Source organism: Reichenbachiella ulvae (assembly GCF_025833875.1).
GTDB classification, from domain to species: domain Bacteria; phylum Bacteroidota; class Bacteroidia; order Cytophagales; family Cyclobacteriaceae; genus Reichenbachiella; species Reichenbachiella ulvae.
This window is the reverse complement of the sequence record NZ_JAOYOD010000001.1, coordinates 4599574-4611854: the sequence shown is the minus strand read 5'-3', so window position 1 is coordinate 4611854 and position 12281 is coordinate 4599574. Positions and strand designations below refer to the sequence as shown.

12 protein-coding genes are annotated in these 12281 nt (G+C 41.4%); 1 reads left to right on the top strand and 11 read right to left on the bottom strand.

What is annotated here, in order from left to right; translation table 11 throughout:
* Positions 1-177 precede the first annotated feature (177 nt).
* Positions 178-1272 carry an AI-2E family transporter gene (locus N7U62_RS18905; RefSeq protein WP_264139650.1) on the top strand — a complete coding sequence of 365 codons (1095 nt, stop codon included), beginning with the start codon at positions 178-180 and terminating at the stop codon, positions 1270-1272.
* Here the strand turns inward: N7U62_RS18905 and glpX are convergent.
* The 11 genes from glpX to N7U62_RS18850 form a co-directional block, all read right to left on the bottom strand.
* Positions 1260-2198 carry a class II fructose-bisphosphatase gene (glpX, locus tag N7U62_RS18900; RefSeq protein ID WP_264139649.1) on the bottom strand — a complete coding sequence of 313 codons (939 nt, stop codon included), beginning with the start codon at positions 2196-2198 and terminating at the stop codon, positions 1260-1262. The two genes, N7U62_RS18905 and glpX, sit on opposite strands and share 13 nt — an antisense overlap.
* 72 nt (positions 2199-2270) lie before the next feature.
* Positions 2271-3803 carry an SGNH/GDSL hydrolase family protein gene (locus tag N7U62_RS18895; RefSeq protein WP_264139648.1) on the bottom strand — a complete coding sequence of 511 codons (1533 nt, stop codon included), beginning with the start codon at positions 3801-3803 and terminating at the stop codon, positions 2271-2273.
* A 13-nt stretch (positions 3804-3816) separates the two neighbouring features.
* Positions 3817-6636 carry a TonB-dependent receptor gene (locus N7U62_RS18890; RefSeq protein WP_264139647.1) on the bottom strand — a complete coding sequence of 940 codons (2820 nt, stop codon included), beginning with the start codon at positions 6634-6636 and terminating at the stop codon, positions 3817-3819.
* Between the two features lie 144 nt (positions 6637-6780).
* Positions 6781-7107 (bottom strand): gliding motility protein GldC, encoded by a 327-nt coding sequence (gldC, locus tag N7U62_RS18885; protein ID WP_264139646.1) that lies wholly within the window; start codon positions 7105-7107, stop codon positions 6781-6783.
* A 5-nt stretch (positions 7108-7112) separates the two neighbouring features.
* Entirely contained in the window at positions 7113-8039 is a 927-nt protein-coding gene (locus N7U62_RS18880) for a bifunctional riboflavin kinase/FAD synthetase (RefSeq protein WP_264139645.1), read from the bottom strand.
* 33 nt (positions 8040-8072) lie between these two features.
* Entirely contained in the window at positions 8073-8762 is a 690-nt protein-coding gene (truB, locus tag N7U62_RS18875) for a tRNA pseudouridine(55) synthase TruB (RefSeq protein ID WP_264139644.1), read from the bottom strand.
* The gene (locus N7U62_RS18870) at positions 8759-9556 is read right to left on the bottom strand and encodes an undecaprenyl-diphosphate phosphatase (protein WP_264139643.1); all 798 of its coding nucleotides are present in this window, start codon (positions 9554-9556) and stop codon (positions 8759-8761) included. The genes truB and N7U62_RS18870 overlap by 4 nt, the downstream gene beginning before the upstream one ends.
* Positions 9553-9765, bottom strand: coding sequence for a DUF3098 domain-containing protein (locus N7U62_RS18865; protein WP_264139642.1), 213 nt, complete (start codon positions 9763-9765; stop codon positions 9553-9555). Before N7U62_RS18865 ends, N7U62_RS18870 begins: the two co-directional genes overlap by 4 nt.
* A gap of 1 nt (position 9766) precedes the next feature.
* Positions 9767-10660 (bottom strand): cell division protein FtsX, encoded by an 894-nt coding sequence (locus N7U62_RS18860; RefSeq protein WP_264139641.1) that lies wholly within the window; start codon positions 10658-10660, stop codon positions 9767-9769.
* A gap of 79 nt (positions 10661-10739) precedes the next feature.
* A complete protein-coding gene (locus N7U62_RS18855; protein ID WP_264139640.1) occupies positions 10740-11648 on the bottom strand; it encodes an anti-sigma factor in 909 nt (302 codons plus the stop codon).
* 3 nt (positions 11649-11651) lie between these two features.
* Positions 11652-12191, bottom strand: a complete 540-nt coding sequence (locus tag N7U62_RS18850) for an RNA polymerase sigma factor (RefSeq protein ID WP_264139639.1) — start codon at positions 12189-12191, stop codon at positions 11652-11654.
* Positions 12192-12281: the final 90 nt, after the last annotated feature.

Genomic DNA, 12281 nt, shown 5'->3' with positions numbered 1-12281 from the left:
GGGTTTTACCCCTTCTACGCAACCGCAAAAGTAAACGATGGACATCTCAAGACAAAAAAAGGAATTAAGTATGTCACACCCGAAATGATAATGCCTATGTCAAATGCTCAACATATTAAAATCTATGATTATCTTTTGCCTTTAATTGAAGGTGTTGACAAAGACGAATAATGACCGATGAACGAGAAGACCGAAAAACCTAATTATGACCTGGCCAAATTCACCTACATCCTAGTATCCCTTATTGCGCTTGTAACCATACTAGTCTATACCGAAGAATATGTCGTTCCCTTTGTAGTGGCATTGATCCTTTGGTTTATCATTCACGAACTTAGAGAAAATCTCCAGTGGATACCATGGGTGAGAGAGAATGTGCCTATCTGGGTACAAAGTCTCATTGCCTTCTTTATCATCACGGCTGTGATAGCCGGGATAGGAGAATTGGTTTACTACAACTCCTCCATCCTCTACGAAAACATAGACGACTATGAGAAAAATTTTCAAGTCGTTCTGCTGCAGCTCAATGATGTGATGGAAATGGATGTAGCGAGTAAGGTCAATCAATACACGAATGATTTCAACGCAGATGCATTTATAGCATCGATGATTGATGCTACTACTACTCTTTTTGGAGATGCCTTTTTGATCTTGATCTATGTCATCTTCTTATTGATTGAAGAAACCATTTTCCCTCTAAAACTGAAGGCTTTTTATCCTGACGAAAGCGAACAGGAAAAGAAACAAGATTTGTTCTACAAAATGGATCAAAATATTGGCAGGTATCTTAGGCTCAAAACATTGGTCAGTTTCATGACTGCCGCCTTGAGTTATGTGGCCTTGATTATATTTGGGGTTGAGGCTGCACTCTTCTGGTCCTTGTTGATTTTTGTATTGAATTTTATCCCAACGATTGGCTCATTGATCGCCACAGTTTTTCCGGCTCTTTTTGCGATTTTACAAATGGCTGAATTGGCCCCTTTTGTCTATATCATGTTATCTGTAGGAGCGGTTCAGATCATCATTGGTAATGTCGTAGAACCTAAATTGATGGGAACTTCCTTGAACCTTAGCTCCCTGGTCGTGGTTTTATCATTGACTATCTGGGGTGGTATTTGGGGGATAATGGGCATGATACTCAGTGTACCCATCACTGTAATGATGATCATTGTATTCGAAGAAATACCAAGCTTACGATTCATTGCCGTAGCGCTATCTGAAAAAGGTCAACTGTCAGAAGCACCAAAAAGAAAAAATGGACGTCAGCCAGCGTAAGTACTCTTTTCAATCACTCCACACTCAGGTCCAATGGTGATGCATTCTGTATTCAACTGTCCTGTTGCATCTCTGGTAACCCCAGTAAGCAATGGGCCTGAGGTAACACCCGCTGCGGCAAATACAGCCCAGTCGCTGAGGACCAAATCGTCCAAACCATAAACTCTGTCGAGATCTATGCCGTCATTTTGCAGATTGATTTCTTCTTCAGCTTTCTGAGGAGCGAGTTTGCCTTGCATATCACCGCCAAGCACCCGAACCGCTGCGGCAGTGATCACCGCTTCTGGAGCTCCACCTATCCCCATCAGGACATCGATTTCGCTATCCGGGATCAAGGCTAAAATGGAGCCAATCACGTCGCCTTCCTTGTGAGCAAATACCTTAACCCCATTAGACTTCATTTCTTGAATCACATCATGATGCCTTGGCTTATCCAGGATATAAACCCCTAAATCAGAAATTGACTTCCCTAATTTATCAGCCACAGCATGCAGATTTTCCATGGCCGTTTTGTTGATATCAATGGCGCCCTTGGCCTCCTTCCCCACTACCAATTTGTCCATATAATAGGCCGATCCCGAGTCCCAAAACCTCCCTCTTTTGGTAGCAGCAATTACTGTGATAGCATTAGGCAGGCCTTCAGCCATCAAGCGAGTACCTTCAACCGGATCTACAGCGATATCCACTGATTCACCTTTGCCAGTACCCAAAGTCTCTCCAACATAAAGCATCGGTGCTTCATCTTTTTCTCCTTCTCCCACTCGAACGACGGCATCTATTTCTGCTGAATCAAAAGCCTTTCTCATAGCATCGACAGCTGCCTGATCTCCTGCTTCTTTCTCGCCTGTGCCTATATGATCAATAGTCGCCAATGCCGCTTTGGCAGCTACTACTTTTAGGATGTCTTTGATGCTATTTGTTTTCATGGAGGCCAAAAATATAAAAAACCCCAGCACAATTGACTTGTGCTGGGGTTTTGATTTCTTTTTATAACTCTTTTATTGTTGAAATGGAGAAGAGTTGAATTGCATTACGTCCAATTTTGGAATATCTGAACCAAATTCAGTTTCCAAAACATCAATTAATTCGTTGGCAAGAATGGCATGTCCTCTCGGATTCGGATGAATACCATCATTAGAGAAAATACCGTTCGGAGAGAAATCTGGAAGTAAAACGAATCCTCCTGTCTCTGCTGAAGCATATCCACCTCCCTGAGCAACACCTAAAAGAAAGGTATAGGCATCAAATAGAACGACTCGCTCCTGGCTAGCAGCTACAGTTGCTATCGAAGTATTGATTGCTGCCAAATTGGCCCCAATTTTGGCTAACTCATCTGAACGCAATGAATATTTATCATCCAATGGTACTCCTACCCCGATAACTGAGGCTGGGTTAGTTGGATCCGCTAATGTTCCCAAGATAGTACTTGCAGCCAATAGAACGATTTCTCCTTCCTGTAATTGACGGTATTTTGGAATCGGGATTTGACCACCAGAATTAGTTTCTACATCAGTCAAATTAGGATCAACAATCACGATACCGTTTCCACCTAAAGAGTAAGAAATGGTTCTCAATGCAGCTTCCTCACTATCGATGATACCAGCCCCAAGAGCGGCTTGCACACCACCATTGTATTGAGCAAAACCACCATTAGCAGCATCAACAGACTCTTGGTTTGTCATCGGAATTGCATTCCATGGCACTGCCTGAAAATGTGGAAGAGCCAAAATGTTTGGCACATTAACTATCACGCCTTTCGCTTCAGTCATTCCAAGCAAAGAGTTCACGATATTATTGATGTAAGCATCCACGGCGGCAGGGTCTGTTAGTATTGCTTCATTAGTTCCACCACTAGTTGCATAGCCTAAAACATCGTTCCCTCCAGCCCATAGGGTAAAGAAAGTAGGATTACGAGCTATAGCGTCACCAAGAATAGTTGAACTACCTGGATTAGAAGCAAAGCGTGCATACAAGGGATTGTAGGCAGGGTTATCCGCAGCAGGCCCTCCAGTCAATGGAGTTAATATCTGGGCTGTCTGAATACCTGGAACTCCGAAATTATTCAAAGCGGCCTTGTCTCCAGTAAATGCACCAGGTACTTCACCCTCGGAAGTGACCAAACCTGCATCCCCAAGTTGACCATCATTATTCAAGTCCAAATCCAAAATTAACTTTCCTTCTATAGCACCATCACCAGACACACCACTGTATCCATTCTGCGATTCGATACTTGGAACATTAAATGCTCCACCGCCTATTCCTTCTATAGCTAGCTGTCCAGCCAACAATACAGGAAAAGAGTGGTTTTGGCTCTGCGTATACAATGCAGCATCCATGGTTCCAGCAGTAATAGAAGCACCAATAGACACCATTGTACTATAGTCTGCAGTTCCATTAGATCCTGTTTCAGGATCTACACTAATATCCGGATTCTCATCTAATCTTTTATCAACTAGCTTATCCTCCTCATCACAACTAAAAGCGATGAAGGAAAATGCCATTAGATATACTATATATTTTAAGTCTTTCATTTCTCTTCCGTTTTTAGTTCAAGAATTGATCAAATGTGATTTGCAGATAGTAAATGGCACCCATGCGAGGGTTACCTATACCTGTCGTATATCTCTCGTTCAAGATATTACTTCCTCCTAGTTTCACTACAGATTTGATAGCAGGCAGCTTGTAGCTCACCTGTGCGTCTAGCGTACCAAAAGCAGGTATCACCGCACTACCAAATGAGGAATCCCATAAGAAGGCTTGCTGCCATCTCCAGGTCACATTGAAACCAAAGTTCTCTATTGCATTACGATTGCTTACGCCTACATTGTAAGTGTACTTTGGAGTATTGTATGCTGAGCGGAAACCTTGTGCTTGCAATTCATCATCATCTAACAATTCATTGTAGGCCACATTACCAGAAAGTTTATACCCTCCTCCTACAAAGTAGTCGGCCTGAAGTCCCCATCCATGTGACTTAATCGTACCATCCGCGTTCACGTCAAATCCATATTCCTGGGTCTGAACTGTACCCTGCACAATCTGAGCTTTACCAGCATCAGAATCTGGATCGAATGGAGCTGGATCTTCTTTCAAACCATTAGGTACGGCCTGAACAAAATAAATTTCTGCAATGAAATCCTCATAACTACTGTTGTAGTAATATCCATCGATCATCAATTGATCATTGAGGAACAATCCTCGATATCCTATCTCAAAAGTACTGATCTTTTCAGTAGTAAAATCATCATTGATTTTATCTGGAGTCATTAAATCTTCTATATTCCCAGATTGTCTAGCAGCAGCTAAACTTTGTGCCGAATAAACAGTATTCGTTCTGAAATTGTATCTATCGATCAACAACTGGTTACTTCCTATCAGTCTTCTGGTCTGTACATCCAGGTCTATGAATTGATCCTGAGTGGTTGGGATTCTAAAACCTCTCTGGAACGAACCTCTGAAGTTGTGATTCTTTGCCACTGTACCCACCAGAGATACTCTTGGAGAAAACTGACCATCAAAATTTTCATTTTTATCATAACGACCAGAGGCCTGAACTTTCAAACGATCATCCAAAAACGATTTGGTGGCTTGTAGATAGGCGCCATACTCTCCATATGACTGCTCCTCTCCCTCATCGTCCAGAGCAAACAATGTTCCTCCAGAATTGAGGTTGTACTTTCTATAATTAGCCCCTACTACTAGCTCTACTACATCCCAAAGGTGGCTCAAATTGTAGCTACCCTCGAAGTGATTCATGCTGGAAGCATCCTGAAATTTAGCTCCACCTTCAAAAATTGAAATCTGTCTAAGGGAATCTACCCCTACTTGCCATGCCTCCGTACCTGGCGCATAAGCCGCCTGCAGACCATCAGCATACTGACGAGCAGCAGCATGGGCCTGATCGATAGTTGCTCCCTGACCTCTTGCTCCTAAAAAGCCCAAAGCATAATCCGGGATATACTCATTTTGGTTAATTAGAGAAGCTACCGTATTGGCAGCATAAGTATCTCCAGAATCCTCACGGGTCGTGTAGGCCCTCACATAAAAATTAGGACTTCTTAGCTCTAACTTAGCAGTCCAAATAGAAAAATCATCCAATACAAAACGGTCATTAGCTGTGTATACCGTGCTACCATATCCCACATTGTACTGTCCGAAAATCTCTAAATTGTCAGTGATTCTATAGTGCAGGGCTGCACCTAACTTCAAACTCTCCGTATTGTTGTCCACAAAACTAGATTCTGAGTAACCCGTTGGGCTAAAAGCACCATCTGCTCCTGTAGGCAATTGTCCTGCTACTGCAGCATAAGCTGGATCCAATCTTGGGATAAAACCCAAATTGAAACCAAAATCCCCGTAAGTATTTACACCATTATAAGTTCGGTTATTGGCTCTTGTCCTGTCTGGAGTTTCCACAGCAAAACCATCACCTTGTCCGTTGGTGTTTGGACTCATGTCACGGTAATCTACTCCTCTAAAGTCATTCGCCTTCAAATAAGAAGCTGTTACCTTAAAGGCAAACTTGTTGTTGAAAGCTTTTGCATACCTCAAACCATAATCTTGATACAAAGAAGGATCATCATCCTCTCCGTCAATGTGGTTCACTCCCAGCTTGGTATAAAAACTCAACCCTTGATACTCAAATGGACTTTTCGAGTTCATCAATAGTACCCCATTGAGTGCATTGGGACCGTAAAGTGCAGATGCCGCACCAGGAATCATTTCAGCACTTTCCAGATCCAGATCATTTATCCCTACAATGTTTCCCACGGCAAAGTTCAACCCAGGAGCTACATTATCAATACCATCAATCAACTGGACGAAACGATTGTTACCATTAGCGCCGAAACCTCTGGTATTGATAGATTTGAAAGTGATACTCTGTGCACTCATATCCACACCTTTGAAGTTGATGAGAGCGTCATAAAAGTTGGCCGCAGCGGTTTCCTTAATCGCTAAAACGTCCATTTTTTCGATTGACACAGGAGACTGCATCACAGATTCCTCTACTCTAGAGGCCGAAACCACCACTTCTTGCCCCATAATAGCGGTCTCTTCCATTGTAATTTCTAATCCTTGTGTATTTTCCTGTGTTATTTCTAGTTCGGTAGTTGTGTATCCTACCATGGAAAAAACCAGCGTCATAGGAGGAGCGGAATGAACTTCTAATTTGAAATCACCATTTGTGTCGGAAATGGTACCAATTACCTTGTTCTTTACCACTATGCTGACCCCTAGCAAGGGATCGCCTGAATTGCTGTCCTTGACACTACCTGATATGGTTGTTTGAGCCATTGCCTCATAGCCCACCATCACCACGCATGCCAAAGCAAGCAAAAATTGCTTTGTAAATAGTCTTATCATATCATGTGTATTTAATGCTCTTTAAACTGAATTAATGTTGCGCTGAATCTTTCGATCAGCCTATAATAATAGCAAAAAAACCTGTACGAAATATACGCACAGGTTTAATTTAAAGGTTTTTAGCGAAAAAAGTATGCAAGCCTACTATTTTTGATTCAGGTATTCCACTAGTTTTTCACAAAGGTTAGCAATTTCGCTGGACATGAACTCATCACCGGTAGCATTCAACAAAGTATTAGAAGCACTTCCGAGCATGTTGACATAAAACATTTTCATGGCGTCCACATTCATGTCTTTGGTCCAGAGATCAAGGTTCAGTGTATCTTTCTTTTCGTCATCCCAAAAGGAGAGGGAAGTTGCCTTTGCCTTCTGAATAGCTCCATTCAAATTATCCTCTGCTGACCACTCTATAGACTCTGGTACACTATTCTCATCAAGTGTAACTTCTATGCTTATCTTAGACTTTTTCATTCTTTCTATCTTAAAACTGCTAAACTGTTTGTCTTATCTATTTCTAACTGCCCTTTCAGTTCATCAAGGGAATCAAATTTTTGTTCGTCTCTCAAGCGCTTTACAAAGTTGACGACAAGACTCTGATCATAAATATCCTGATCAAAATCAAATATATGCGCCTCCATTACGCGACTTAATCCATCGACTGTTGGCCTTAACCCGATATTGAGCATGGCATCCCATTGCTTTCCATTAACATCGACCTTTACTGCATATACACCATCCTTTGGCACCACCTTGTAAGAATGATTCAACTGAATATTGGCAGTAGGGAAGCCCAATTGTGTACCGATCTTCTTTCCAGCAACTACTGTCCCTCCTACAGAATAGGGTCGTCCCATGTATTCATGAGCCAAATCGACCTGCCCCTCTTCAAGTGCCATTCTGATTTTAGTGGAGCTCACGCCTACATCATCTATATCTTGACGGGGAATTTCCTCCACTTCGAAATGGAAACGACTGCTGTTCTCTTTGAGGTATTCAAAACTTCCTTCTCGGTTTTTACCGAACTTATGATCATAACCAATGATCAATTTTTTTGTTCCGATCCGGTCTACCAGTACATCCTGAATGAAGGATTCAGAACTCATTTGTGAAAACTCCTTTGTAAACTCAACCTTGATTAGATAATCGATTCCTACTTCTTTCAGAATCTCAGCCTTCTCCTCAAAAGAGGTCAATAGTTTGAGCTTGTTGTCATCAGGAAATAAAACGAAACGCGGATGAGGCCAAAAAGTTAGCACAGCACTTTTGCCCCCAAACTTTTTGGCGTTATTCACTATTTTTTTCAGGATCTTCTGATGACCTATATGAACACCGTCGAAAGTACCACTGGTAACAATGGCATTGGGGATATGATGAATTTGATTGATTCCGTCGAGTAGGATCATTCAGCTTTGGGTTCTTATAATTAGCTCACAAATTTAATCCCTTTGGAGACTTGAAATGAATTCCTCCAAATTATATGCATCCTCCACACGAAAATGACCGATCGCAGTCCTACAAAGTGAAGACATATAAGCGCCGCATTGTAGGGCTTCTCCTAAGTCTCTCACCAAACTTCTGATATACGTTCCTTTGGTACAATGGATCTCAAATTTCACTTCTGGAAGATTAGAGCAATCCACTTCGAATTTAGAGACCTTTACAGGTCTGGGATCAAGTTTAGCTTCTTCCTTTCTGCGAGCCATTTTGTATGCTCTCTCTCCATCTACCTTGATTGCACTATAGATAGGTGGTACCTGCATCAAATCCCCAGTCAGGCTTTTAGCAACTTCTTCAACCTGAGATGAGGTAATATGAGAAGCATCATTTTCAGAATCAAATTCAGTTTCCAGATCTACAGAAGGAGTGGTTTTCCCAAGTACCAGAGTACCGGTATACTCCTTTCCCATGTCCTGAAATTCATTGATTTTCTTGGTAGCCTTGCCTGCACATACGATGAGCAATCCAGTGGCCAAGGGGTCTAAAGTGCCCGCATGCCCCACTTTTTTTATTCTAAGTCGATTGCGGACCTTTTTCACCACATCGAATGAAGTCCACTCATAGGGCTTGTCAAAAAGGAAGACTTCTCCTTTTTCAAAGTCTAAATCTGATAACTTTATTTCTTTCAAAGCAACGAACCTCCAATGACTGCCAATAAACCTACTATACCACAGTAAACGGCAAAATAGATCAACTTACCTTTCTTAACGATTGAGATCATCCATTGACAAGCCAAAAGGCCTGAAATAAAGGCTGCAAAGAACCCAACTACCAAACTTAAAATCGGCAGATTAGTAACCAAATCAGGGGCTTCCATCAAATCCTTAGTCTTTAATAGCATCGCACCAATGATAGGCGGAAGAACCATGAGAAAAGAAAAGCGAGCAGCTTTCTCTTTGTTGATTCCGAGAAGTAATGCTGTAGATATAGTAGAGCCTGATCTGGAAATACCCGGCAAAATTGCGATCGCCTGAGCTAAGCCAATTATTATGGCACTTTTGAAGGTCACCTCTCCCTCATGTTTTTTATTGAAGTAGGTAAACGCCAGTAAAGCTGAAGTCACAATTAACATTGATCCTACCAATAGTATTTTCCCTCCAAAAAGGGCTTCTACCTGATCCTCTAAAAAGACGCCAACCAGCCCAACCGGGATCATGGATAGCACAATCATGGCGGCAAAACGTGTTTCTTCATTCCACTGGAACTTGAACAGTCCCTGAATGATATTGAGAATATCTTTTCTGAAAATCACAATGGTACTAAGCGCCGTAGCACCATGTACTAAAATCGAAAACAAGAGATTGTCTTCGGATTGTACTCCTAAAAAATAACTACCAAGCTCTAAATGCCCGCTGCTACTTACTGGCAAAAACTCTGTCAATCCCTGAATCAAACCAAGGATAAACGCCTCAATCACACTCATTCCTCTTTTTTACCTTTATATAAAATCGCAACAAATTCAATCACAAAACCCAAAACAACCACAATAGGGCCGAGGGTCAGTCCCAGGGTCCCGAATCCATAGGGTTCTGTATCCTGAGTCATGATGAAAAATCCCAGCATCAACACAGCCACTCCGGCGAGCATGATGATGTAGTTGATTTTAGAGAAAGCTAATTTGTTGTTGCTCATATTAATAAAGTTCGTCTAGCGACATTTTCATGTATTTCTTAATGGCTGCAAATGTACTGATAAATCCCACAAGGAATCCAACCATCAGCATAGAGCCTGCCAATATCATTAATTGCTGAACGGGCACCAGATCCATCAACCCTTCTACCTCATTTTCAGCCAATCGCAAAATCCCATACAAAAGTCCACATGCCAGCATCCCGGAAATAAAACCAAAAAGTGACGCACGTGAGAGAAAAGGTTTACGAATAAAGGAGGCTGTCGCCCCAACCAATTGCATACTTCTGATTAAGAAACGTTGAGAAAACAAAGCCAACTTGATCGTGTTGTTGATGAGAACCACCACTACAATCAATAGTATCGCCGTAAAACCCAACAACACCAGACTGATTTTTTGGACATTCTCGTTAATACTTTGTACCAGATTCTCTATGTATGTCACCTCGTACACCCCACTGATAAAACCAATCTCTTTCTTAATCTCCGAAAGGTTTTCTGTCGCATGAAAATCAGGACTAATCTTAATTCTTATAACATCACGAAGCGGGTTGTCCCCGAGGAAATTAACAAAATCCTCTCCCGTCTCTTTCATGAAGGTCTCTGCAGCTTCTTCCTTGGTGACATGTTCTACCTGAGGCTCTCCAGCCTTTTTGTTGACATAGTCCTTACTCGACAAGATTTTCTTGATTTTGACAATTTCATTATCGCTCAAGTTCTTATGTAGAAATACCTGCATCTCTACATTTTCCTGAATCAAACGAGTGAGGTTCTGTGTGGTAAGTATCAGTAGGCCAAAGAGGCCCATGACAAAAAGTGCCAGGGTGACACTAAATATTACACTGGCAAATGGATAACTGCCGAGCTTCTTTTTTCTGTATTTCTTTTCTTTTGCCATTCTGAAAAATCAAAAATAGTTTCATTCCTTGAAAATACTTTCAATTCCATGAGATTTCGCAAAATGTGTAGAAAATCACTTAGAGATTACTGCTCTTTATAACATCCAGCTCATTGATCAGCTTTCTATTCTCTATTTTAGAAAGAGGGGTTACGTCAGATGCATCCTTGTTCAACGCATAAAAATCCCCATCATAAAAGAAATACAATTTCTTAGCTCCAGGAGTATTGATCTCTATGATCTCGTAAGGAGACTCATTGAATTTACCATAGAGATACAATCTGTTGTCCTCCATGCGATAGTGGAAATTGTATCTACGAGAATTGATCGTTTGAATATTGACTCGATCGATTTTAGAAACGGTAGGCACTTCCTCGATTCGATCAGGAGATTCTAATGCCACTACTGGCCCTCCTTCGAACTCATCATGTTGCAAGCCTGCATCCATGGTCGGAACTTCGAATTTGATTTCACTTTTTGAAGCAACGACAACTTCTTCAGTTTCGACTACTTCATCTTGTAATTCTGGCTCCAGCTCTGGCAAGTCTACTTTGACCGACTTGCTTTCATGTCTGAAAGTGAGCTCAGGGTTTAGATTGGCATTAGCACCTTCAGATAAAGCATACTCATTTTTAAAATCCAGTCCCTGAATATGATATTCCATCGTACTAGACTCAGTACTGAAATATAAATAAGATCCCACTGTAACCGCGATTCCTGTCACGGCGTAAAGCGCAGGTTTGAAAACTGAACTCTGGAGTAACGTCCCCAAAACGCCAGTTTCTATGGCAATGTCATTAAGACGAGTCTTCAATTCAGCCACTCGCTGAGCCTTTAGGCTTTCAACGATCTGTTGCTGATGTTCGAACTCCGACTTTAACAATGGATCAGATTCTACTCTCCCCTCAAACACGAGCCTATCGGCTCCCTGCATCTCGCCACTCAAGTAGGCTTCTATCTGTTCGTTATATTCGCTTTTTATCGACATACGCTAATCTAAAAAGTCGCTCGACGTATAATTTCTTTTAATCATCATGTCAAGCTTTTTCTTACACTTATACTTTTTGGTCTTTGCGGTATCTGTGTTAGCAAAATTGAGCTTCTCAGCTATATCCTGCATAGACAGTCCGTCAAAATAGTGGTATGTTAATATTTTTCTACAAGCTTCTCCGAGCTGATTGATACAATCGTTGATGATCTTGATTTTCTCCTGCCTTTCCATATCCTGGTAGGTAGCTTCCTCAATCATCTCACCCGAATTACGGCTTTTTCTATCCAATTCTTTCCTCCACAGATTCAGACAAATACTATATATGTATGTACTGATCTTGGAAGTAAGCACCAAATTGCCAGAAATCGCTTTCTGCCAAAAAACTAGTAAAGCATCCTGAAACACGTCCTTGGCTTCATCTTCCGTACCACTGTTGTTCAAGACAATACGCGTCATCATCTTGTAGTACTTCTTGTAGAGATAGTCGAGAGCATTCTCGTCTCCTCTACTTACCCTTTCCAATATTTCATGATCCTTCATTGGACAAAAAAGCTATTGCTTTTGTTTAGATACTGTTAAACAACGAATGGTAACCCATCCCAGGTAATAAAAGGTGGAAAACTAAGATAC

Excerpts from the sequence above, each read along its gene's own strand:
- N7U62_RS18905 (WP_264139650.1), top strand. The coding sequence starts at position 178 with ATGAACGAGAAGACCGAAAAACCTAATTATGACCTGGCCAAATTCACC.
- glpX (WP_264139649.1), bottom strand. The coding sequence starts at position 2,198 with ATGAAAACAAATAGCATCAAAGACATCCTAAAAGTAGTAGCTGCCAAA.
- N7U62_RS18895 (WP_264139648.1), bottom strand. The coding sequence starts at position 3,803 with ATGAAAGACTTAAAATATATAGTATATCTAATGGCATTTTCCTTCATC.
- N7U62_RS18890 (WP_264139647.1), bottom strand. The coding sequence starts at position 6,636 with ATGATAAGACTATTTACAAAGCAATTTTTGCTTGCTTTGGCATGCGTG.
- gldC (WP_264139646.1), bottom strand. The coding sequence starts at position 7,107 with ATGAAAAAGTCTAAGATAAGCATAGAAGTTACACTTGATGAGAATAGT.
- N7U62_RS18880 (WP_264139645.1), bottom strand. The coding sequence starts at position 8,039 with ATGATCCTACTCGACGGAATCAATCAAATTCATCATATCCCCAATGCC.
- N7U62_RS18870 (WP_264139643.1), bottom strand. The coding sequence starts at position 9,556 with ATGAGTGTGATTGAGGCGTTTATCCTTGGTTTGATTCAGGGATTGACA.
- N7U62_RS18865 (WP_264139642.1), bottom strand. The coding sequence starts at position 9,765 with ATGAGCAACAACAAATTAGCTTTCTCTAAAATCAACTACATCATCATG.
- N7U62_RS18860 (WP_264139641.1), bottom strand. The coding sequence starts at position 10,660 with ATGGCAAAAGAAAAGAAATACAGAAAAAAGAAGCTCGGCAGTTATCCA.
- N7U62_RS18855 (WP_264139640.1), bottom strand. The coding sequence starts at position 11,648 with ATGTCGATAAAAAGCGAATATAACGAACAGATAGAAGCCTACTTGAGT.
- N7U62_RS18850 (WP_264139639.1), bottom strand. The coding sequence starts at position 12,191 with ATGAAGGATCATGAAATATTGGAAAGGGTAAGTAGAGGAGACGAGAAT.